This is a genomic window from Pseudomonas sp. CHM02 (assembly GCF_000612585.1).
Classification (GTDB): Bacteria; Pseudomonadota; Gammaproteobacteria; order Pseudomonadales; family Pseudomonadaceae; genus Aquipseudomonas.
Window position 1 is genome coordinate 1 of record NZ_JFCA01000075.1, and the last position, 22425, is coordinate 22425.

At 56.7% G+C, this 22425-nt stretch carries 17 protein-coding genes and 4 pseudogenes; 8 read left to right on the forward strand and 13 right to left on the reverse strand.

What is annotated here, in order from left to right:
• Window positions 1-926: 926 nt before the first annotated feature.
• From BM70_RS0129430 to BM70_RS0129460, 7 genes are all read right to left on the reverse strand, one after another.
• Window positions 927-2228 carry an MSMEG_0569 family flavin-dependent oxidoreductase gene (locus BM70_RS0129430; protein WP_025859340.1) on the reverse strand — a complete coding sequence of 434 codons (1302 nt, stop codon included), beginning with the start codon at window positions 2226-2228 and terminating at the stop codon, window positions 927-929.
• Window positions 2229-2280: 52 nt separating this feature from the next.
• Window positions 2281-2616: an MSMEG_0570 family nitrogen starvation response protein gene (locus BM70_RS0129435; RefSeq protein ID WP_025859341.1), complete on the reverse strand. Its 336-nt coding sequence runs from the start codon at window positions 2614-2616 to the stop codon at window positions 2281-2283.
• A 1-nt stretch (window position 2617) separates the two neighbouring features.
• Window positions 2618-3640, reverse strand: a complete 1023-nt coding sequence (locus tag BM70_RS0129440) for a sll0787 family AIR synthase-like protein (protein WP_025859342.1) — start codon at window positions 3638-3640, stop codon at window positions 2618-2620.
• Window positions 3633-4193 carry an MSMEG_0567/Sll0786 family nitrogen starvation N-acetyltransferase gene (locus BM70_RS0129445; RefSeq protein WP_025859343.1) on the reverse strand — a complete coding sequence of 187 codons (561 nt, stop codon included), beginning with the start codon at window positions 4191-4193 and terminating at the stop codon, window positions 3633-3635. The genes BM70_RS0129440 and BM70_RS0129445 overlap by 8 nt, the downstream gene beginning before the upstream one ends.
• 14 nt (window positions 4194-4207) lie before the next feature.
• Window positions 4208-5290 carry an MSMEG_0568 family radical SAM protein gene (locus tag BM70_RS0129450; protein WP_025859344.1) on the reverse strand — a complete coding sequence of 361 codons (1083 nt, stop codon included), beginning with the start codon at window positions 5288-5290 and terminating at the stop codon, window positions 4208-4210.
• Window positions 5277-6254, reverse strand: a complete 978-nt coding sequence (locus BM70_RS0129455; protein ID WP_025859345.1) for a Nit6803 family nitrilase — start codon at window positions 6252-6254, stop codon at window positions 5277-5279. The genes BM70_RS0129450 and BM70_RS0129455 overlap by 14 nt, the downstream gene beginning before the upstream one ends.
• A 77-nt stretch (window positions 6255-6331) precedes the next feature.
• Window positions 6332-6814: an MSMEG_0572/Sll0783 family nitrogen starvation response protein gene (locus tag BM70_RS0129460; RefSeq protein ID WP_025859346.1), complete on the reverse strand. Its 483-nt coding sequence runs from the start codon at window positions 6812-6814 to the stop codon at window positions 6332-6334.
• Window positions 6815-7056: 242 nt separating this feature from the next.
• Between BM70_RS0129460 and BM70_RS0129465 the strand changes: the two genes are divergently transcribed.
• The 8 genes and pseudogenes from BM70_RS0129465 to BM70_RS0129500 all read left to right on the forward strand — a co-directional run bounded on the left by BM70_RS0129465 (window position 7057) and on the right by BM70_RS0129500 (window position 15603).
• On the forward strand, window positions 7057-8958 hold the full coding sequence (locus tag BM70_RS0129465) for a sigma 54-interacting transcriptional regulator (RefSeq protein ID WP_025859347.1): 1902 nt from the start codon (window positions 7057-7059) through the stop codon (window positions 8956-8958).
• Between the two features lie 470 nt (window positions 8959-9428).
• On the forward strand, window positions 9429-10064 hold the full coding sequence (locus tag BM70_RS31705) for a Pnap_2097 family protein (RefSeq protein ID WP_256220958.1): 636 nt from the start codon (window positions 9429-9431) through the stop codon (window positions 10062-10064).
• A gap of 29 nt (window positions 10065-10093) precedes the next feature.
• Window positions 10094-10489: a methylmalonyl-CoA mutase family protein gene (locus tag BM70_RS0129480; RefSeq protein ID WP_371262193.1), complete on the forward strand. Its 396-nt coding sequence runs from the start codon at window positions 10094-10096 to the stop codon at window positions 10487-10489.
• Window positions 10490-11396: 907 nt separating this feature from the next.
• Window positions 11397-12002: pseudogene (locus BM70_RS33750) on the forward strand (SDR family NAD(P)-dependent oxidoreductase).
• 43 nt (window positions 12003-12045) lie between these two features.
• Complete coding sequence (locus BM70_RS33755) at window positions 12046-12381, forward strand: hypothetical protein (protein ID WP_256220957.1); 336 nt, start codon at window positions 12046-12048, stop codon at window positions 12379-12381.
• 12 nt (window positions 12382-12393) lie between these two features.
• Window positions 12394-12921, forward strand: a pseudogene (locus tag BM70_RS33760) (SDR family NAD(P)-dependent oxidoreductase); the annotation flags it as partial.
• A gap of 457 nt (window positions 12922-13378) precedes the next feature.
• A pseudogene (locus BM70_RS34100) lies at window positions 13379-13495 on the forward strand (integrase core domain-containing protein); the annotation flags it as partial.
• Window positions 13496-14103: 608 nt separating this feature from the next.
• The gene (locus BM70_RS0129500) at window positions 14104-15603 is read left to right on the forward strand and encodes an aldehyde dehydrogenase family protein (protein ID WP_025859350.1); all 1500 of its coding nucleotides are present in this window, start codon (window positions 14104-14106) and stop codon (window positions 15601-15603) included.
• Between the two features lie 76 nt (window positions 15604-15679).
• On the opposite strand, the gene BM70_RS32025 is transcribed toward BM70_RS0129500, so the two are convergent.
• From BM70_RS32025 to BM70_RS0129535, 6 genes and pseudogenes are all read right to left on the reverse strand, one after another.
• Window positions 15680-16570: an AraC family transcriptional regulator gene (locus tag BM70_RS32025; RefSeq protein WP_155952218.1), complete on the reverse strand. Its 891-nt coding sequence runs from the start codon at window positions 16568-16570 to the stop codon at window positions 15680-15682.
• A gap of 147 nt (window positions 16571-16717) precedes the next feature.
• Window positions 16718-17428: pseudogene (locus BM70_RS0129510) on the reverse strand (IS3 family transposase); the annotation flags it as partial.
• Window positions 17425-18621: an OmpP1/FadL family transporter gene (locus BM70_RS0129515; protein WP_025859353.1), complete on the reverse strand. Its 1197-nt coding sequence runs from the start codon at window positions 18619-18621 to the stop codon at window positions 17425-17427. The pseudogene BM70_RS0129510 and the gene BM70_RS0129515, both read right to left, overlap by 4 nt.
• Before the next feature lie 102 nt (window positions 18622-18723).
• Window positions 18724-19800 carry an aromatic ring-hydroxylating dioxygenase subunit alpha gene (locus tag BM70_RS0129525; protein ID WP_025859354.1) on the reverse strand — a complete coding sequence of 359 codons (1077 nt, stop codon included), beginning with the start codon at window positions 19798-19800 and terminating at the stop codon, window positions 18724-18726.
• Window positions 19801-19840: 40 nt separating this feature from the next.
• Window positions 19841-20794 (reverse strand): PDR/VanB family oxidoreductase, encoded by a 954-nt coding sequence (locus BM70_RS0129530; protein WP_025859355.1) that lies wholly within the window; start codon window positions 20792-20794, stop codon window positions 19841-19843.
• 620 nt (window positions 20795-21414) lie between these two features.
• Window positions 21415-22425: OprD family outer membrane porin (locus tag BM70_RS0129535; RefSeq protein ID WP_025859356.1), on the reverse strand; the 1011-nt coding region annotated here is incomplete at its 5' end.

Below are 22425 nucleotides of genomic sequence, written 5' to 3' on the forward strand. Positions count from 1 at the left end.
AAAAGCGGGTTGACAGTGGGGGCGAGTCCATACATAGGAGCCGGCTTGCGGGCGATGGCGTCCGTGAAATCGCCATCGCCCGCAAGCGGGCTCCTACAGGTCGCGCGTATCAAATCGCAGGCACAAAAAACCCCGGTCTTTCGACCAGGGTCTTTGCTATCGGATCAAAGTAGCCAGAGGCTTCTTTGTGCTTCAAGGCGTTCAGTGGGCCTTGAGGCAGATATGGCGCAGCGGACGGGATCATAACTCATCCTCTAAATCATTGAAAGATCGATGTTTCCCTAGCCAAGCGTGTCGTTTATGGACTCGATTATGTACTTTTAATGACCAATTGGCAATCTGAGCAACGCCTGAGCTTGGTGCAATGCCCGAGCGTATTGCTATCCTCAAACCGTCAAAAGCATGCGTACTATGACTCGGCATAATCCAGCAATTTGGACCAGCAAGCAGGTTGGCCGTGGCGAGAATCGAGCCCTCTTCAGACACGGCGTCAGGACGACACCTGGTCCTTGACCACGGCCAGAACGGCGACTGGACACCGCATGACATACATCGCACGGGAGCAATCATGGTGCAGGCTTTGGGGATCAACCTAGATATCACTGATCGCTGCCAAAACCATGCACTGGTCAGCTCTCGTGTGAGACAACACTACCTGCATCAAGATTCTGCCGAAGAGAAGAAAGACGCCTGACATCTGTTGGGTTATCGACTCGATGCGGTGCTGTCCTCAACTTACGAGCACACGCCAAGCGAGTCGATGTTGTCTTTCCAGCGTACGCGGCCGCTGAATCAGCGCCTCCTCCATAGGCCCGATTCATCGATTTATAGGGATTGCTGCTTCGGGTCCACTTCCAAGCACCGACAGTTAATCAGTCAGGTGCAAACAGCAACTGACTGAAAGCGCCACACGTATCAGGCTCTGTCTATCTGGAAGCGGAACGCCGTAACTGAGTATCGAACTCAGCCTGCGATTCGACTATGTACTCAACCAGATACTGCGCATCGCGCGCGACACCTGAAAAACGTCCCGATCCCCATGTGTACAACCAAGGCAATCCAAGGAAGTACAAACCCGCTTGAGCGGTGATCCCTCGTTGGTGGCCGGGATGACCACGGCCGTTGAAGACCGGTGCTTCGACCCAAGTAAAGTCGGGGCTGAAGCCGATGCACCAAATGATGCAGGTGATACCTTCTGCGTCTAGGTCCAGCTCGCTACGCTCCTGCTCGGGCACCCAGGTCGGCTGGTAGCCCTCACCCGGCGGAGCGTCAATCGCGTGCTGTTCGATGTACTTGTCGATCGACGCATTAATCCGGTTATAGACAGCATCGGCGCTGTCCAGGCTCTCACCCAGATTGCGGGCAAACTGCAAACGAGTGCCCTGCAACCCGTCCAGGCGACCGAACAATTCCATGCCCTCACGGGCAAAACTGCGTAGGTCGATATCCCGCCCGCCATCGCGTCCGGTGACGTAGTGGTTGGTGTTATCACGCACACCTTCACGCAACGGATGCGTGTCGACGCCAATCTCGTAGTAGCCCATTTCTGCCAGCCAATCGACCACGTCCTTGCCACGGTAAAAACGCGCACAACGGGGGGCGTCACCCACCGCCAGATAGACCTTGCGACCGGCCAGGTGCAAGTCTTCGGCAATCTGTGCACCTGACTGCCCGGAGCCAACGACCAGCACATTACCGGCGGGCAAGACCTGCGGATTGCGGTATTGCTCGGAGTGAAGCTGGTGAATGCCGACCGGCAAGCGTTCGGCAAGGCGCGGGATGATCGGCGTGTGATAACCGCCCGACGCGACAATCACGTGGTCAGCCGTGAACTCGCCTTGCGAGGTATGCACCTCGAAGCCACCCTGGCTTCGCGGCACCACGCGCTGCACTGTGACACCTTCACGAGCCGGGGCGTTGACCGTTTTGACGAAGCCGGCCAGGTACTCGTTGATCTCGTCCTTCTTCATGAAGCCATGAGGATCGCTGCCGTTGAAGCCGTCGGTGTAGGTGTAACCCGGCAACGCACACTGCCAATTGGGCGTCACCAGACTGAAGGCATCCCAGCGCTGGTTGCGCCAGGTGTGGGTCAGGCTGTGTTTTTCCAGCACTAGATGATCGATGCCCTGTTGTTGCAGGTAGTAGCTGGCGGATAACCCGGCCTGACCGCCGCCGACGACGATCACGCTGTGGTGTGGAGTGTTGATTGAAGTGAGGTGGCTGGTCATGGGGTGCTCCGGTACTGGGTAACGAAAAAGGGTTAAGGGAAAAATCGATAAATCAAAATGAGCTCCAGCCCGCGCCGATCACTTGGCCTGCGCCTTCGGTGCGCATGCTGAGAATGTCCACTTGGCCCTCTGTGACGGTTGGGTCGATCAGGTAGCTGGCCTGGCCCTTGAGTGAACTCAAGGTGTCCATGGCCGAGCTGCAATAAAACCCTTTGACCTGCTTCACACGCTCCGAGGCATTGTTCAGGGCGCGTTCGATGCGTTGCAGAAAGTCCGTCAGCGGGTAACTGGCGCCCTCTTCCAGGTATTCATAGATGACGGTCGACGGCGAATAGCCAATCGCTTCTTTGCCATTCGGCCAGCGAATTTTGAAATTGACGGCGGGCATGTCAGTGCTCCTGTTGCCTGAGGTTTAAAGGAGTAAGGTCGAGATGGGGATAGCTGAAGCCGGTAAACGGCTGCTGGCGTAGGTTCCAGAAGTCGCCGTGCTGTGCACCGGACTGGACACGCAACGTGCCACTGGCGTTGACCAGACCTATGCGTTCACAGCGCACACCCTCGAAGGCAAATGCGGTTTGCACCTGCGGCCAGTCGCGCTCGTCGAGTGTCATCACGAAACCGTAGCTGGGAAACACCTGTAGCCAGCGTACGAGGGTGGTCTCCGGTGGACACGGCAGTGCTGCCAGATCTATGGTCGCTCCGCACCCGGTGGTTTCCAGCAGCATCAACAGGCTGCCAAGAATCCCGGCGTTGCTGATGTCCTTGGCTGCGTGCAGCAATCGGGCGTCCGCCAAGCGCGGTAGCACGTCGAGCTTGCTGCGCAGGCGTTCGGCTGGCATGCCTTCGAAAGCTTTCCAGTACGTGCTGTCTGCATGCCACTTTCCGTCTAGATCAACCGCCATAGCGATCACTTGACCGGGCGCGACATGCAGGGTCGAGAGTAACGTTTGCGCAACCCCGGTAATTGCCACCGCCAGTGCGGTCGGGTTTCCCTCCGTGAGGCTGGTGTGTCCGCCGGCCAGTAACACCCCATAGGCTTCACAAGCGGCGCGAATACCCGTCAACAATTCTTGCGCGGCAGCGTTGTCGTGATGCCAGTAAGCATTGACCACCGCCGTAGCGCGACCGCCCATGGCGGTGATGTCGCTGACATTGGCCATGACCGCCGACCATCCGGCAAACCAGGGCGCCGCTTCGACGAAGGCCGGCAACATGCCTTCGATGGCCAGCAGTTGAAAATGATTGCCACAGGCAATCGCGGCCGTGTCATCGCCGGGCAAGGCGTACATCTGTTCGCGGGTCAGGACTTGTTCGTTGCAGCCAATCAACGCCGCCGGTTGCTGAATCGCCTGCTTCGAACGCATCGCCGGGGTGTTGCGCAGGGTGTCGATCAGGGTCACGAGATCATTCATGGCGAGCCCCCTTCAGCGCACGCAATGAAACCTGGCGTGACATCAACGGGTAGCTCGGCAAATCCGCCTGCATCAAACAATGCGGCTGGCCGAGTAACTCCAGCTGTTCGAGGGTTTGCCAGCGCAAACCATGGAAATAGACTTCGTTCTGCGCTTGCACCGTGGCGCGAAAAATCTCGCACCCCAGCTCCTTGGCACGTGACACCGCTTCGTTGACCAACGCCTTGCCGATCATGCTGTGCCGCCGATACGCCGGGGCCACACACAAGCGTCCGCCAAACCACAGGCCCGGCTCTGGCTGATAGATGCGCACCGCACCCACCACCTGATCGGAGATCCCGCAATTGCCAGCCAGGGCGACGATGGCGATCGCCTGAAAATCATGGTGATCCTTGTCCTGTAACAGCAGCTGTTGCTCATCGGAAAACACCGAACGTCGCAGGGCGAAATAGGCCTGTTTCTCCCAGCTCTCGCTGGCGGGCTTGACCACCAGGTCACCAGCGCGAAACGGTTCGAAGGTGCTGTCGACCAAAGCAAAGGCGAGATTCGGCATGGACGTTCTCCGGTTTATTCGTAGCTTTTCAGGGCCGAGCACGCGCCGCATTTGGCGCAGCCGGCGTTGATCTGGTCGGAGTGCAAACCGTGACGACGCAGGCTGGCGCCGATCTGCGGATACAGGCGGGCCATCATGGCGCTGTCGGGTTTCGGGTGATTGGCCAACGGCGTGCCGTCAATGGGTACGAAGGGCACCACGAACGGGTACACACCCAGCGCACACAAGCGCTCGCTCATCTCACTGATCGCCGCTTCGCTATCGCCCAGTCCGGCCAGAATGTAGGTGCTGACCTGGCCCCGACCGAAGACGTCGACCGCCGCGCTGAAGGCTTCGAAATAGCGGCTCAGCGGCACTTCGGCCTTGCCGGGCATGATCCGCTGGCGCACCTCGTCGGTGACCGCTTCCAGGTGCATGCCGAGGGACACCACGCCGCTGTCAGCCAGGCGTTGAAACCAGCGATCGTCGTCCGGCGGCTCGCACTGCGCCTGAATCGGCAGATCAACCGCAGCCGTCACCGCAGCGGCAGACTCACACAAAATCGCCGCGCCCCGGTCCGGGGTTTGCGGGGTGCCGGTGGTCATCACCATGTGCTTGACGCCGTCGAGTTCCACCGCAGCTTTCGCCACTTCCGCCAATTGCTGCGGGCGTTTGCGGGCAATGGTCTTGCCCGCTGCCAGCGACTGGCCAATTGCGCAGAACTGGCAGGAACTGCCGCGATCATTGAAACGAATGCAATGCTGCAACACCGTGGTCGCGAGTACATCGCTGCTGTGCAGCGTGGCAATTTTCCAATAGGGAATGCCGTCAGCCGTACTCAAACCATAGAACTTCGGCACGCCGGGCATCTGCACCTGACCGACCTGCAAACCTTCGCGAAAGATCAGCGCTTGGCTACCATCGGCGCTGGGTTGCGCTTGATAGGGTGAATCCTGGGACGCTTGATTGAGGATCGGCACCATCATCGTCCGGCTGCCAAAACTCAGCGCCTTGTGATCCGAAGGCCCCGCCCCACCTTGTCGCGACAGACCGTTTTGCGCCGCGGGCCAACGCACGCCATGGCACTGCAATTCAGCCAGCAATTCATTGGTTTGCATAATCGAGCTCCTCGGTGACAGCCGCCACAACGTGCGCGCTGCGCTCATGCACATGCGCGGTGGGTGTGCGGTCGATCAACAGGCTGAGCAGTTCCGGCCGGCTGTAATGCCCGACCGAATCCATCATGCGTTTACGTTTGTCGATCAGTGCCAGATCGAGATCGGCAATCACCACGCCTTCGCCGGAACGCAGCGGCTCGCCGAGCAATTTTCCTTCAGGCGAGACGATGGCGGTGAAGCAACCACCCGAGATCGGACCGAGGCCACACCCAGTGTCCTGCATGATCTGGCCCTGCTGATCGGCATCCAGCCACGCGGTGGCGTTGACCACGAAACAGCCGGACTCCAGGGCGTGATGGCGGATGGTGACTTCAATCTGCTCGGCGAATATGTCGCCCACCAGGGAACCGGGAAACATCGCCGCGTGAATCTGCTCGCCGTCGGCCATCAAGGCGTAACGGGCCAGCGGGTTGTAATGTTCCCAGCAGGCCAGCGAGCCAATGCGCCCGACTGCGCTGTCGATGGCCCGCAGACCGGAACCATCACCCTGCCCCCAGACCATGCGCTCGTGGTAGGTCGGGGTGATTTTGCGTCGATGCTGAATCAGGCTGCCGTCGGCATCGAAGAGCAGTTGCGCGTTGTAGATCGTGCCGCCATCGCGCTCATTGACGCCGATGGAGACGACCATCCCCGCTTGCTTACAGGCTTCGCCAATCGCCAGGGTGGCGGCGGACGGCACCGTGACCGATTGATAGAGCAATTTGAGGTGCTGTGCGCCCATGGCAAACGCCGGCTGCACAAACGAAAAATACGGGTAGTAAGGCACCACCGTTTCCGGAAAAACGGCGAACTGCACGCCTTGTCGACCGAGGGCGATGATCTGTTGGCAGACCTTGTCCACGGTGCCTTCGCGACTGTAAAGCACCGGGCTGATCTGTACGGCGGCTGCGCGAATGATGGCCATGAGGAATCCTGGTTTAGGGGTGATTGAGAATGCAAACCCGTAGGAACCGATAAGCCGGCTCCTACGGGGGGTGTTAATCAGGCAGTCCAGGTATCGATGATCATTGCGCCTTCACGGCGCATCAGCAGGCGCAGGTCCATCACGTCCAACGGGTTGATTGGACGAATACCTTCGATCAGGGCTTTTTCGGTCTGGCCGTACAACGCTTGCAGAGCGAAGCGGCAGGCGTAGACCTCGCCGCCCTCTTCCATGAACTGGATGAGTTGCTTGTTCACCGCCAGGTGACCGGGGAATGCTTCGGCACCCAGGGTCGGAAAACCACGCTGCACACCCAGTTGCACGCCTGGACCGTACAGCAGTATTTTGGTTTCGAAGCCTTTGCGCAGCAGACGCTTGGCCTGAAGCATATTCACCAGACCGATGGAGCCTTCGAAGGCAATGGTGTGGAAGGTGATCAGGACTTTTTCGCCGGGTTCGGCTTTGACGTCCTCGAAGACTTTCTCTTCGTAATTGACCAAGAAGTCGCCGTCTTTGTAATGGGGGATGTCCACGGTTGGCATAGTGTCGCTCTCCAGTTGCTTCGTACTTGAACGCCAGCCTGTGTTGGCTGCCGGGTTACAGGAGAGAGAGCGAACGCCGTGCCAGGAAATAAAATTATTTTCTGTGCAGTGGTAAGTGCTTGATTAGTTTACCAATGGCCATCTGATCCGGTTTTTTATGGCGTTTCTGATGCTATCGGCGGATCACGCATTCCCGTAGAAATACGAATATTCGTAGAGACCAATCACGAGATTTCGTAGCCATGACCGAAGCAGACTCTCTCAACGGCTGGGCCGACCTGGCGTATTCGTCGCGGCATATGGTGTTCGAGCATTGCACCGAAGCCATCGTGCTGCTCAATCCGTTTACCGATCGGCTGGGCGATCTGAACATCGCCGCCTGCAAGTTGCTCGGCTATCCGCGTCAGGAACTGCTTGAGCTACCGGTGAGCAAGCTGTTTGGTCATCAGCTGGCGGACCTGATCGTGTTTACTCAGGCCGTGATTGATAAAGGTCGCAGCTGGACCGACGAGCTAAGTTGCAACTGCAAGAGCGGCGAACGCATCGAACTGGAAATCTCCGCCACTACCTTGCAGATCAAGGGCGAGCAACAATTGATTCTGGTAATGCGCGAGCTGAGCCATGAGAAATACCAGCGCGATCAGGCACACACCGAACGCACCATGCGCGGTGGGCTGATCGAATGGCGCAACATTCTCAATCTGTTTCAGGAAACCGAGCGCGATAACCAGTTATTGCTCAGTTCGGTGGGCGACGGTATCTACAGCATAAACAGCGAAGGCCTGGCCACGTTCGTCAACCCGGCCGGCGCCCGCATGCTGGGTTGGGAACCCCAGGACATGATCGGCAAAAACATCCATCGCATTCATCACCACACCCATGCCGACGGCAGCCATTATCCGGTCGAAGAGTGCCCCATCTACAAAGCCGTGCGTGACGGCGTGGTGCACGAAGGACGGCAGGAAGTGTTCTGGCGCCGCGACGGCAGTTCGTTCCCGGTGGAATTCACCAGCACCCCGGTGATTTCCGACGGCCGAATCGTCGGCGCGGTGGTGGTGTTTCGCGACATCACCGAGCGGCGCACCACCGAGAACCAATTGCACAACGCGCTGGAAGAACTGAAGGTACTCAAGCAACGGCTGGAAGACCAAAACGCCTATTTGCAGGAAGAGATACACATCGAGCACAACTTCCGCGAGATCGTCGGCCAAAGCGCCCCGATCCTGAAAATCATCAAGCAGATCGACGTGGTTGCTCCCACCGACGCCAGCGTGTTAATCAATGGCGAGTCGGGCACGGGCAAGGAGTTGATCGCCCGCGCTATTCATCAGGCCAGCCGTCGTAAAACCAGCCCGCTAATCCGGGTCAACTGCGCCGCCATTCCCGCGGAGCTGTTCGAGAGCGAGTTCTTCGGACACATCCGCGGGGCGTTCACCGGTGCGGTGCGCGACCGAGTCGGGCGTTTCGAACTGGCGGACGGCGGTACACTGTTTCTCGACGAGATCGGCGAAATTCCGCTGGAGCTGCAAAGTAAACTGTTGCGGGTGTTACAGGAAGGCCAGTTCGAGCGAGTCGGTGAAGAACGCACACGCAAGGTTGATGTACGGATCATCGCCGCGACTAACCGCGACTTGCGCCAAGAAGTCGCGGCCAAGCATTTTCGCGAAGATCTGTATTTCCGACTCAACGTTTTCCCGATCCAGTCGCCAGCGTTGCGTGAACGTCCGATGGATATCGCGCCTCTGGCGGCGCACTTCCTCAAGCAGACCGGCAAGCGTCTGAACATGCCAGGGCGGCGCCTGCGCAACAGCGATATCGAGCGGCTGCAGAGCTACTCCTGGCCGGGCAATATCCGAGAGTTGCAAAACGTCATCGAGCGCGCCTTGATTACCTCTAACGGCGCCGACCTGAACCTCGACCTGCCCGATGAACCAAAAACCACCGTCACCCAACAACCTTCCTGCTCCTCGACGATCATGACTGACGCACAGTTCCGCGAACTGGAGCGCAACAACATGCAGGCCGCACTCAAGGCCGCCCACGGTAAATTGTTTGGCAAAGGTGGCGCAGCCGAACTGCTGGGCCTCAAACCCACAACCCTAGCCTCAAGGTTCAAGCGTCTGGAAATCAAATTGGAGGAATGACCTACCTTGTAGCAGTTGCCGAGCTTGCGAGGCTGCAACAGGGTCGCGTGAGGGGGGGGGTGGTGCTGAACAGGGTCACGCAATCTCGTGCAAGGCTCTACGAAGATTCGTACTTCTACGTAATTGCGTAGTGTCGCCCCCTAATGACACTCCGCATAAATAATATTTACTTCTAAATCAATCAGTTAAATATCTAATAAATATCCGCATCGAGCTGGTACGGAATTCGCTACGGGTGGCACACCAGCCTGACGGATACTTAACATGCCGACATTCATTGCTACGCGCTCAGAAACCTACCTGGCTTCGATGCCCAACCTGACCTTCACTGGTCTGTCGGAAAACTGGTTGTTGAAAGAGTGTGGTCATCAACAATGGCTCGCACTAACCCAACTGCATGATCGGCCTCTGCCTAATTTCGCCGATGAGCAAGGGCGCATCGCCTATGCTTCGTTCACCGCCGTAAAAACCTGGAATCTGAAGCTGGAAGCGATCATCGAGAATCGCGCGTTCCAGATTCAAACCCGCTTCGGCGCGGTGGGCAGGCCCGGCATCACAGCGAACATAAAGCTAGGCTTGGCACCGAGTCGTGGGGGCAACTGGCGTTGCTGTCCACGTTCGTAACCCGTCATGTACCGGGCGACAATCGCAGTATCAGCAAGGCGTGTCTCAAGGGTAGTCACGCACCCGTAACCCCGCTACCGGAGGGGTTGCAGGAACTACACGTCGACAACCGGCGAATCCGCAGCGGTGACTGGCACACTCATTACAGCGTTGACCGCCAATCCACCGAGGCGGCGCGCTTGTTTGATTTCACCCCCTGCACTGACATCGACTTCAACGGTCCCGAGCTTCTGTACTTCGCTAACTTCCAGGCCATGGTCGAGCGTGCGGAATGGACCTTGTCAGGATTGCGTCGCCCCGGCCACATTCATCAGCGCGAGCTGCACTTCTACGGCAACCTCAATATCAACGACAGCTTGCAGCTCAGACTGCACATGGGTCGAGAATTGCACTGGTGTGAAGTGTATCGGCGCAGCGACCTGTTCAAGCTGGCCGACGTTTTTACCCGCAAAATCCATCTTGCCGATTGCAGCCGAACATGAACCACCCTCCTCTCTAGCGGCCCGAAGGCCTGCGACTGAAACCGTTGTACGACAGCAGAGATCTGGACGGTCTCGAGCACCTGAACAGCTTGCTCGGCAAGGCACCTTTTGTGCGCGGCCCCTACTCAAGCATGTACCCGGAAAAATCCTGGGCCGTGCGTCAATACACCGGATTCGTCGGTGCCGACGCCAGCAACCAGCGCCTGCGGCAACGCCTTGCTGAAGGCCCCACGGGTTTGTCACTGGCTTTCGATTTGCCGACCCATCGCGGTTACGACTCCAGTGATCCGCAATGGCAGGCCGATGTCGGCAAGGCCGGAGTCGCCATCGATAGCGTTGAGGACATGGCCGAACTGCTGGACGGCATTGCCCTGGGCCCTTCAGGCCGGATGACTATCTTCCGTCTCCGCCCCCTATGTAAGTGATGTCGGAGGTAGCAAGCCGGAAATCCCGCGCCGCACAGTATATCGCCGTTCAGCGCGCCAGAGACCGGCGCTCCACCGTACTTCTACGTCATTTCCGATGGGGGCGCCCTAAGAACGAACTCGCGTGCTGCCTAATCCAGAAGCCCCATACACACGTAGAGAGTTGTCGGCTGCGCGGGTAGAGCAGCGAAACGGGCACCAATGGCGGCGGGTGGTTACACAGGATCGACACCAGCATGCCGAGCTAAAGATCCTCCACTACATGGAAGCGCGGAACCTTCGCCGTCCCGAGGCCATGGCGAATGCCGGCGAGGTAACTCTCGGTGCCGGTCGCCGAGAACGTGCTCGGCTAAGAGACCGTGCGCAGTACGCTGCCCTCCCGGCCAAATTCCAGTGGGGTCGATGCGCCGGAGTTCAGGGACCGTAGTCCGACAGCACGATGACCGGCTAGATCCTCGATGCCCGAAGGATTACCGAATTTGTCCAGATATCCAAGCGTTGTGCAGGTGAGCCGTTCGAGGACCGCAACCTGCCCTGCCGACAGGTCACTGTCACGCAATTGCCCCCAGCGTAGCGCGCAATCCACTCCTCCTGGACTAAGTACACTCAGCGTCGACTTGACCACGCGAGTAGTGCGCTGCAACAGCCGTACGCCCGAGCGTCTCCAAGTTGCGGATCACCGTAGTGACCGTAGACTGCGGGATCTCCATGTCATGCGCCGTAATCATTAAACTGCGACGTTCGACAATCCGGAGGAAAAGGTGCATCACGTCAAGTCGATCCATATCGCGCCCTATTGTTCGTTCTCATGGCGCAGCGATTGCAATTTACGGGGATTGTCTTTTCTTTCAGGAGCGCAAGGTTCACTCATCCGCTGAATTCGGCGGTAACCCACCGGAGAAAGCACATGAGCAACACGGAAAGAAAAGTAGCCCTCGTCACGGGCGCCTCACGCGGCATCGGCGCGACCATCGCCCGCCGTCTGGCTGCGGACGGCTTCAATATCGTCGTCAACTATGCGGGCAGCACGGCAGAAGCCGATGCCCTCGCCACGGAGATCGAGAAGGCTGGCGGTCGCTATCACGGCAAAGGCGGACGTCAGCGACGCCAGTGCCGTTGAGCGGATGTTCGACACCGTGGACACCTCGTGTGGGGGGGTATCGACGTGTTGGTCAACAATGCCGGCATCATGAAACTCGCAAGCCTCGCCGAGACCGACGACGCCCTCTTCGACAGCCAGGTTGCGATCAATCTGAAGGGCACGTTCATCACCCTGCGTCAGGCCTCCCGCCGCCTGCACGACGGAGGCAGCATCGGCAACGTCTCGACCAAGGTGGTCGGGCTGCGCCTCGAAACCTACGGTGTCTACGCCGCAACGAAGGCAGCGGTGGAGACGATGACCGCAGTCCTGACCAAGGATCTGCGCGGCCGCTCGATCACCGTCAACGCGTCCGCCCCCAATGGCGGCTGGGTCAACGCCAAGTGCTGCGCGCCAACGGCGCGCATGGTCTGAACCCTGCGGTCGACCTCACAGCAAACACTTCAAGAGAATCGCCATGAACAAGATAATTCTGGTGACCGGCACATCCAGCGGCTTCGGCCGTCTGAGCGCCGAAGCACTCGCCAAGGCGGGTCATACCGTCTACTTTCGATGCGCGTCACCGTCGGCCGCAACGCCGGTAATACCGCGCAGATCACGGCCTTTTCGAAAGACAACAGTGTCAACCTTCGCGCGCTTGAACTGGACGTACAGTCGCAAGGGTCGGCCAACGCCGCCATCGCTGAGATCGTCGCCAAGAGCAGGCGCCTGGGATCTGGTGATGCACAACGCCGGCCATATGGCCTTCAGCCCCGCCGAAACTGTCATCGTCGAGCAGTTCGCGCAGCTGTAGGACACCAACGTACTCGGCGCACAACGGGTCAACCGTGCAGCCCTCCCGCAACTTCGAAACCAGAAACAAGGCCTGCTGGTGTGGGTGTCCAGCAGCAGTTCCGCTGGCCGTACGGCGCCATACCTGGCACCTAACTTCGCAGCTAAGGCCGGCATGAATGCGATGGCGGTTCAATATGGCCGCGAGTTGTCGCTCTGGGGCGTCGAAACCTCGATCATCGTGCCAGGCGCGTTCACCAAGGGCGCCAACCACTTCGCCCATTCCTCTGTGCCCGCGGATGCTGTGCGTGCAGCCGCGTACAAAACGGGTTCGTATGCGGGATTCGGCGAACAAGTGCAGAAGGCCCTTGCCGAGATCGTGTCTGACGACGCCGATGTGGCGGTCGTCGGCGCCCCACTCGGCAAGCGCCCGTTCCGCGCTCACATCGACCCGACTCGGGACAGCGCCGATGTCGGCGTCACTGCGCTCGACCAGCTGCGCGCCAAGATGTTGCATAGGGTTGGTCTCTCGGATTTGCTGAAGTCAAAGGTGCTGACGTAAGCACATAACCCGGTGGAAGCAGTTTCCGGGTCGATCAGTAAGCGTATCAACCTTTTGGAGGGATATGAAACAGACCAAATACGCATTCATCATCAAGGCGCCCGGCTATCGCTGTCCCACGCACACGGCACACATGGCGTCACCCGAGTTCGGCGCAGAAATCATAGGTGGGGAAGACTTTGACCGTCGCCGAAGCGCTCGCCGCTGCGGGCACTCAGATCATCGAACTGTGAGGAGCCTTCTCGATCCAGGAAGCAACGAAGTTGCGACGCCGCTTTCCGGACTGCGACATCGCACGCGCAACTTACCCCTAAGAGCATCCGGCCCTGGGGGGCTTTTCCCATCAACTTCACATGAATTGGAGATACATCATGAAAATACAAGCCTATGACTGTCCAATAGCTTCGTGGAGCCGATCAAGCGGGATTAGGTGGCGCATGCCTGAGTCGGCCGAGATACGGCGCCGCGTAGCCTGGCAATTGCCTTCTAGCATTACAACGAGCAGCGCCCGCACAGTGCTTTGAAATATCGGCCGCCGATAGAGTTCGGGCGCTTAGCAGCATCAATTAAATGAGAGTCGTGTCCGGGTTGGCTGGCGCAAGCGCTCTTTTAGGTGTCATGCCCCCCGACAACGTTTTTACAGACTCTGGCCGATAGCGGACAGCCCGCTATCGACGTTGATGTCGGCTCAGGTTCTGTGAGGATTCGTATCATGTGCACAGGATTCTGACTTGGAAGGAGGACGACATATGCACCTGCCAGGAAAGTGAATACCGAGTCATGATCGGCATAAGAGCCCCAGAGGTCACATGCTCATAGGTGAGGCAATCAGGCAAGTAAGCGATTCCGAGACCTGCCGTTGCGGCATCGATCAGCGCTGTGCCGGGGCTGGCCTTGGAGCACCGTGCCGACGAACCGTTATGATCATATAGCCATCCATGATGCCAGACTTTGGTGCCCTCCATGAGGCTCTCATGGAGGCGAGGGTGTCGCGGTAGTTTCAATACGAGACGACGAATGTGCAGTCTGGACAAGAGGAAGGTAACAACTAGACAAGTGAGTTTCTGGACTACGGAGCATTATAGAAAGGCTAAATATCAACGCTGTCTATGGCTAGCTGCACCAACGGGTATCCCGTTGCATCAGTCTCAGCAACTGACTAGTTTTCCGGAGAAACACACGATGTCATCCGTCAAATCTGCATCAATAGCAGCCGCACCGCGGCCATATGAAGGCTTTAACGACCAATACATCTCAGGCCGGTGGCGGGCTGGTAAACTTGGAACCGTGCTGGTTGATACTGATCCCTATACCGGCAATACCTTGGTTGAAATCCCGGATGCCGATGCCAGCGATCTGGACGAGGCCTGTCGCGCTGCAGAACATGCTCAGCGACTGTGGGCAACTACCGCACCGCACGAACGGGCACAGGTCATGGCGCGCGCTGCTGAAATCATGAAAGCCCGGCACGACGAGATACTGGACTGGCTCATCAGCGAAGCAGGCAGCACCCGAGCTAAGGCTGAAATCGAGTGGCACTTCACGGTAGGCATCACACAGGAAGCCGCGACCTTTCCTCACCGGACCGAGGGGCGCCTGCTTCCCAGCGAGACGCCCGGTAAGGAGAGTCGGGCGTACCGTCAACCTCTTGGCGTAGTGGGTGTGATCAGCCCTTGGAACTTCCCACTCTATCTGACCCAGCGTTCGGTCGCTCCGGCGTTGGCTCTGGGCAACGCCGTTGTCATCAAGCCTGCCGGGGAAACACCTGTCACCGGAGGGTTGCTGCTAGCGAAGATCTTCGAAGAAGCTGGACTACCGGCCGGTCTACTCAACGTGGTCATCGGCCCGGCCGAAGAGATCGGCGATGCCTTTACTCTGCATCCAGTGCCCAGGATGATCTCGTTCACGGGTTCCACACGAATCGGTCGGCGGGTTGGGTCGCTGGCCATGACTGCGCCTCAGATCAAACGTGTCGCGCTTGAACTGGGTGGCAATGCGCCGCTCGTCGTGCTCGATGATGCGGACCTGGAGCATGCGGTCCGCAGCGCCGTGGTCGGTCGATTCTTGCACCAGGGACAGATCTGCATGAGTTCGAACCGCATCATCGTCGACGCGAAAGTGCATGATGAGTTCGTAGAGCGTTTTGTCGCGCATGTCAGAACACTCAAGTATGGCGATCCGCGCGATCCTGATGTGTCCATTGGACCAGTGATCAGTCAAAAGCAGCTTACGGCGCATCTGGCAATGCTGAAGCTAGCCGACGATGCCGGGGCAAGGCGGGTGCTTGGGGGAGAAGCCGAAGGGCTGGTTCTGCCGCCCCATGTGTTCGTTGATGTCAAGAACGACTCCATTTTTGCCCAAAGCGAAATGTTTGGCCCGATCGCACCGATCATCAAGGTCTCAGGCGATAAGGAGGCACTGCGTGTCGCGAATGAAACGGAGTTCGGACTGTCATCTGCCGTGTTCACCCAGGATCAGGAGCGCGGCGTTCGGTTCGCGCTGGGAATCGAAGCGGGAATGACGCATATCAACGATCACAGCGTCGATGATTCCCGGTCCGGTCCGTTTGGTGGTGAGAAGAACAGTGGTCTTGGGCGATTTGGTGGGGAGTGGATTCTTCATGAACTGACCCGCGACCACTGGGTGACGATCCAGCACAACAAAGGGCCGTACCCGTTCTGATACGCGAATAGTTCAACATTGGGGCCGGACGGATGATCAGTCCGGCCTTGGCGTATTTTTTTAAATCCCGGTGCTGTCAGGGCGCTGACGTGCGCATTTCCCTTGGGCTCAGGCCGTAGGCTTGCTTGAACTTCCGGCTAAAATGCGCCGGGCTTGAAAATCCGCAATTCCAGGCAACTTCATCGATCGACATGTTGCCGCACGCAGAGTTCGTCAGCAGGGCGCAGGCGTGCTGGATACGCTGCTGCCATACGTAGCGCATCAGAGACGTTCCGTGCTCCCTGAATAAATGATTCAGGTAGCCTACTGAAAGATTTACGTCGTTGGCTATCTTTGCAGCGTCCAGGGTACTGTCCGCCAGGCGCTCGTTTATGTAACGTTCGATCCGGAAAAGTGCAGCCTCACGGGTCTTGAGACCATATCGCCCTTCCTTCCCCAATAGCGTGATGCCAGCCATATCGAGCAACTGTGACGCCAGCCGAGCGATCGTGGTGCCACGGGCAGCGCCACGATATTGCATCAACAGACTGCTCATCCCCAGAAACAGTTGCACATCAGGAGAGTCGGCATCCGCTTCCACCCAATGCTTCAGGCTTGAAGGGTTACCACGTTGGCGAAGTGCAGATTTCGGGCATCCCATCACCACCATCCGGACCTGCTCGTCAGCTTGCTCCGTGAAAGGCCAAGCAGGATCCACAACCACCAATCCGCCCGCACGTACGCAACCTTGTTTGCCGCTTTGCTCGAACATGACTTTGCCGTGAACGATATGTTTGATCAATATCTGATCGGCTTTGCTGCCTGCTTGCTGCTTTGGCGCAAGCAGTAGTCCGGCCATCTGGACATCAGCAATCGTCAACTCCCCGGTATCCAGAACATTGATTTGCGGTTCAGCGTGGCCGCGGTCTGACTGGCCTTCCAATCCATATACGTTTCCCAGGACGGCCCGCCAATCCGTACCAGGCAAGCTGGTACACCTGATGCCCTGTCTTTCACCGCTCAGTCTGAGTATTTGGTCCACTATGACTTCCTGACTATCGACTTTCTAATCGAGTACGTACATTACTAGGCATAAGACGTCTTGTTCAGTAAGTACTGAATCGCCCCGGACTCTCTAGACACCTTGCAAGCTCATTGCGTAACGCTTTTCAAACTCTACCGGTGACAGCTGATTGTTGAAACCATGGCGGCGTTTTACGTTGTAGAACATCTCGATGTAATCGAAAACATCACTCCGAGCATCTTCCCGCGTGGTGTAGATTTTTCGCTTGATCCGTTCCCGTTTCAGAAGCTGGAAAAAACTCTTGGCCACGGCGTTGTCATGACAGTTGCCTCGGCGACTCATGCTGGCAATCAGATTGTTTGCCTTCAAAAAGCTGCGCCAATCGGAGCTGCTGTACTGGCTGCCTTGGTCGGAATGAACCATCACCTCTTGCTTCGGTTTACGCCTCCAAACCGCCATCAACAACGCATCAATAGCCAAATCACTGGTCATCTTCGACTTCATTGACCGGCCAACGACCTGCCGAGAAAACAGATCCAGTACCACCGCCAAATACAACCAGCCTTCATACGTACGAATGTACGTGATGTCGGTTACCCAAACCTTGTTGGGTTCCACGACATCGAACTGGCGCTTCAGCAAATTGGGTGAGACGACCGCCGACTTACCGCCGTACTTTCCAGGGCGGCGTCGATAACCTGTCTGAGAACGCAGACCTTCAAGACGCATCAGCCTCGCCACACGATGACGACCACAATCCTCACCGACCTCGCGCAGATCGTCGTGGATTTTGCGATAGCCATAAACGCCGCCGCTCCTTAGAACTGATAGCCAATACCAAGGTTGAAATAGTCCGCATGAGTGCCAACGCTCACCCCACTGCTCGCACCGGTGCCATGCAATTCGCTATTAGTGGCGTAGAGGTAACTACCAGTTATCTCCCAGCCTTTACTTATGCGGTAAGTGGCCCCAGCACTGTATTGGTTGTACTGGGAGAGCGGGGCCAAGGCAGCAAAGGTGGCTTGGCTGTCGGGGATGAAATGATTCGAGAAAGATGCGCCAGCTCGCACGGTCCAATGGAGGTCAATGTCGTAACTGGCCCCTACTCGCAGGATCTTCTGGTTGAGCCAACCAAAACCTGGGCCGTCGTTAGCGCCCAGAGCGCCACCTTCAGTCTGGCGGTTGCCGTAACTTCTTTCTCCAGCCCAATTTACCCATAGAGCGTCCACTGCCACCGTGAGTTGGGGAATAACTTTGTAGGCGAGGCCAATACCGGCTTGCTGCGGCAGGTTGAGGCGGCCATCGGGTAATAAGTCGCGGTAGCGATCCAGTTTCTGGAACCAGATGGGGCTGGCATAAGTGGCACCAACGCTCATGCGGTCATTGAGTTTAGCCAGGTAGCCCAAAGCGAATCCGGCACCGTAGGCCTTGTCCGCCCCATCACTGTTGAACCCGAAGTTTTCCAGGCCGGCAATATGTCCCCGCTGATAGGCCAAACGGGGCGAGATACCCACGTACTGGTCTGGAGCGATACGCCAGGTCAACGTCGGAGCGATCACGACCTGTTGCAGTTTGGATTTCGTGTTCCGAGTACCGTAGACAGGCTTGCCGTAATCCAGCGCCACCCCCTGTCCAAACACTGATACCCCCCAAGTCATGTCCGCGTTCAATACCCGGTTGAGGCCGCCTGTGGGAATGGGTATTAAGGCGGTGTCTGAATAGTGATTGCCCCCTACATGCGTATTGAGGGGCGCATGAATGATCGTTAGATCAAGATCTTGTCGGTTCCCCACTATTGCCATACCAGCAGGATTGTTCGCCGATTCGGCGGCATCCTGCGGCAGGGCTATGGAGACACCTCCCATGCCCATGGCTTTTGCGCCATAGGCCGGGAGCATGACACCGTTGTTGGCTTGAACAGGTGTTACGAATAAGAAACCAGTCACCACGGTGGCGGCCAAAGCACCGCGATACAACGTGACAGGAGCACACAGATTTGATCGGGATGGGTACATGAACTTCTCGTTTTATTATTGGGTGTTCCCGCTGAGCCCTTTAACGCGGGCGAAGTCGTCCTTCAAATTCAAATTCAAATTTTTATCGTGGAGTCAGGCTCACTAGTCGCCGGTGCGGAGACGCTCGATGATTTTGCGCGCGCGGTTTGCACCGACGTCGACATGAATATCGATCAGTGGCCGCTCACCAAACCGGCACATGTTGGCGTATTGCGCTTCGATCACTTGCTTATCTTCATCAAACGTCAGGATGGTTTGTTCGATGACCTTGGCTTTGGTGGCTTCCGGATCGCTGATCGGGTTGGTCGCCATCGTCCAGAAATAGTGACTGGTCGTTTCGGTTTCCGGGGTCACTCCATGAAAGCCCCGCATGTGGAAACCACCACGGTTCGGGTCATCCATGGCGGACGTGTTGGCATCGACGGCGCCCGTCCAGATACGCAGATGGCTCACGTGAAACTCTATTTCCTGCCAACGATCGACATTTCCTTTGAAGGGATAGGCGGCGGTGTAGGTGGGTGGAGGCACCGAGTCCAGCATATAGCGCACCACTCTTACAGTGCTGTCATCGCTTTCCACTTTCATTTCGGCATTCATGTGAATGCGAGCATTTCCCCCAATGGTTTTTAGGTGCACATAACCAAGGTGGCTCAAATCCATCAGATTGTCGTGAATAAGCTGGTATGGCGCGTCGTAGTGATAGACCGAACCGTCAAATACATACTTCCCGCTGCTGTGTACATCGTATTCCGGTGGCTCACAGTTGGGCACGAGGTTGTCGGGATTGCCAAACCATATCCAAACCAGATGATCGCGCTCGCGCACCTGATAGACAGGGACCTTGGCTTTACTCGGTATTTTATCTTGACCGGGAATTTCCACACATTTGCCTTCTCCGTTGAACAAAAGACCGTGGTATCCACAGCGCAGACGACCTTCCTCCAGCGTACCGTTAGACAAGGGTAGCGCCCGATGGCAGCAACGATCTTCCAAGGCCGCTACTTGCCCATTAGCGGCACGAAATATGACCACCGGTTTACCAAGTAGCGTGCGGCCAACAGGTTTGTCTTTCAACTCAGAGCTCAATGCGGCCACATACCACTGGTTCAAAGGAAAGGTCGGAAAGCTGGGCGCAGGTGCAATTTCGTATGCGAGCTGCGCGGCGATTGAAGTACTCATGGCGTCCTCCAAATTAACGATTTTGTTATAAGTGAAGCGGTCAAAGATCAAGCACAAGTCGCGGTGACTTGGATCTAGAGCAGCAAGGTGTGAATTGATCATTCCTTGCCTGTTCCGCGGGAGTCATGAACTGGTCTCTGTGATCGGGGACCCCTTGCAGCACTCGGGTAATGCACGAGCCGCAAACACCCTGTTCACATGAGCTGGGAATCTCGATACCGGCCTCATCTAGTACTTCAAATACCGAACGGTCAGCGGGGATTTGGAGAACTTGACCAGAAATCGCAAGTTCAACCTCAAATGGCTGATCACCTTCGTGATCAATGGCCGTGGCTGCGAAGTATTCGCGATGCACCTGCTCCTTAGGCCACCCACACGAAGCAGCTGTGTCCAATATATGGTTCATGAAACCACTCGGACCACAAACATAGAGATGAACATCAGGTTCGATCTGCCCCAGAAACTGTTTGGCATTTAGTTTCTGCTCATCGGCTCCGCTATCATCGTGCAGATAAACACGTTCGCGGAACGGGGATTCCTGGAGGGCGCCAGCGAAAGCGGCGCGGTCGATAGATCTAAAGCAATAGTGCAGTTCAAAATCAGCATCCAGAACCGCTAGCGCATGTGCCATGGCCAGCATCGGAGTAATACCAATCCCACCAGCGAAGAGCAGATGTTTTTTGCCTGATTCCTCAAGCGGAAATAAATTACGTGGCTCGCTGATCGAAATGATTTGCCCCACTTCAATGTTTTCATGCATTGCAATGGACCCACCACGAGAAGACGGGTCCTTGAGAACTCCAATGACATAGCGGTGGCGCTCTTCCGGAGAATTGCAAAGTGAATATTGGCGTGTAACCCCGTTAGCCATACACACGTCGATGTGCGAGCCTGGGCTAAAAGGAGGAAGCGGTTCAGTACCAACCGCTCTTAACTCAAAACTGGATATATCGACAGCCTCAGCTGTCTTTTGAAAAACCTGAACCTGAAGCATGACTTCTTCCCCCACGATAAAGTGGCTGCAAATTTTCAAGAGTATTTTTTAGCGGCTGAGCGAATTAACTCAGTAGTCGAACGGGCTTGAATTGCGACCGCATTGCGATGCGAGGAAGAACGTGACAGGCGGATATGGGACGACTCATGACGTTGACCTTTCTTTATTCTTGTGTGTACTGCGGTCGAATTTGAAGCGATCGCTGCTTTGCACTGAGGCTAGAGATAGAATCTTCGCAATTAGTTGCGATGTCAACTAATTTCAAATGATCATTTCCTTATTAAAACTGTGCTAGATATTCAATACCGTTACGCTGAAAGGGTATTTGATTGAGTCGTCCCACGTAGGCTCGGCACCTACCAATCCTGGCAAAAGCTTTGCACGGCGGAAAAGCTATCTGTTTGAGGGAACCCTATCCAAGCCACAGCCTATTACTAGCCCTGCCCCCCAGGACAGATGACTGTCCCCGCAAACCGCTTCAGCTAGTAAAGGAGAATGTAGTGCGACAGACCGCACTCAGCATCGCAGAACAAGGTTTCGGCGCCTAAATTATGCTCGCCCTCGCATTGTCGGTCTGGGACAGCCCCATAGAGGTCATCGCCAGACCGCTATCCCCCCGGTCACCAGATTTTCAAGCTGTAATCAATGTTGATCCTAGTCTCGTTGTGACTCCGGAAAGTCGACCCGGAACTCTGGTCATTACGGTATGCAGTATGGCGAATACGCAACGCCAAGTTTTTTGCAAATCCTGACTGGATCACATAAGCAAGCTCAATGTCCTTTGAGGACTCGGTCAAATCGTCTCCACCAAGATTCGGCAGATCTATATGAGTACCGCGCATGTAGCGAAGCATTCCCGTCAGTCCAGGGATGCCCACAGCAGCGAAGTTGAAGTCGTAGCGGGCGACCCACGTCTGCTCCTTTGGATTTACGAAATCGGCGCTCATGGCGCCGTCACTGAGTACTGCGGGCTCTCCTCCCGCAATGTAGGCCATCGCGGTATCGCCGGTTTGATGCATATACCCCAAACCAAAGGTATGGGCAGCTACTTGGTAGCTGAACATTGCTCCAACATTCAGATTCTCGACTTTCCCAGCTTCGGCTCGACCATTTTCGCGACTGTCGAAGACACGAATGTCAGTCTTTAGCTTTCCTGGCCCTATGGGTGATGAATGGATAGCTCCCACAAAATCTTGGGTATAGATGTTTTCCAGCGCCGCATGGTAATAGCGCAGGGTCAGTGTGTCGGACCAACGATAATCACCGCCCATGAAGTCAAACCTTTCTGAGCTGACACCTGCCCGAAATCGACCATTGGGGGAAGCCATTAAAAGAGGTTGATTATCGCTTGAGTCCCGAAGATTGACACGATCCATTCGCCCGGCATGTAGACGAAGGCTCTCGATGTCATCAGAGATGGCATAAATCCCACGAAATGACTGCGGCAATAGACGCGCATGGCTCGCTGTGATCACCGGTAGGGAGGGAAACTGTGTACCAACGAAAATTTGGTTTTTTGAAATCTTTGCCTTAAGTGCTACCCCTAACTCTGAATACTCATCCGTGGCCTTCCGTGTCTGAGGATCAAAAGGGAGAAGTTGTGTACCGACCCGATCTGATGACGAGTCAAG

What these genes read in the sequence shown, in the direction of transcription:
- BM70_RS0129430 (WP_025859340.1), bottom strand. Translation starts at nt 2,228, where the DNA reads ATGACCAGCCACCTCACTTCAATCAACACTCCACACCACAGCGTGATC.
- BM70_RS0129435 (WP_025859341.1), bottom strand. Translation starts at nt 2,616, where the DNA reads ATGCCCGCCGTCAATTTCAAAATTCGCTGGCCGAATGGCAAAGAAGCG.
- BM70_RS0129440 (WP_025859342.1), bottom strand. Translation starts at nt 3,640, where the DNA reads ATGAATGATCTCGTGACCCTGATCGACACCCTGCGCAACACCCCGGCG.
- BM70_RS0129445 (WP_025859343.1), bottom strand. Translation starts at nt 4,193, where the DNA reads ATGCCGAATCTCGCCTTTGCTTTGGTCGACAGCACCTTCGAACCGTTT.
- BM70_RS0129450 (WP_025859344.1), bottom strand. Translation starts at nt 5,290, where the DNA reads ATGCAAACCAATGAATTGCTGGCTGAATTGCAGTGCCATGGCGTGCGT.
- BM70_RS0129455 (WP_025859345.1), bottom strand. Translation starts at nt 6,254, where the DNA reads ATGGCCATCATTCGCGCAGCCGCCGTACAGATCAGCCCGGTGCTTTAC.
- BM70_RS0129460 (WP_025859346.1), bottom strand. Translation starts at nt 6,814, where the DNA reads ATGCCAACCGTGGACATCCCCCATTACAAAGACGGCGACTTCTTGGTC.
- BM70_RS0129465 (WP_025859347.1), top strand. Translation starts at nt 7,057, where the DNA reads ATGACCGAAGCAGACTCTCTCAACGGCTGGGCCGACCTGGCGTATTCG.
- BM70_RS33755 (WP_256220957.1), top strand. Translation starts at nt 12,046, where the DNA reads ATGAACAAGATAATTCTGGTGACCGGCACATCCAGCGGCTTCGGCCGT.
- BM70_RS0129500 (WP_025859350.1), top strand. Translation starts at nt 14,104, where the DNA reads ATGTCATCCGTCAAATCTGCATCAATAGCAGCCGCACCGCGGCCATAT.
- BM70_RS0129515 (WP_025859353.1), bottom strand. Translation starts at nt 18,621, where the DNA reads ATGTACCCATCCCGATCAAATCTGTGTGCTCCTGTCACGTTGTATCGC.
- BM70_RS0129525 (WP_025859354.1), bottom strand. Translation starts at nt 19,800, where the DNA reads ATGAGTACTTCAATCGCCGCGCAGCTCGCATACGAAATTGCACCTGCG.
- BM70_RS0129530 (WP_025859355.1), bottom strand. Translation starts at nt 20,794, where the DNA reads ATGCTTCAGGTTCAGGTTTTTCAAAAGACAGCTGAGGCTGTCGATATA.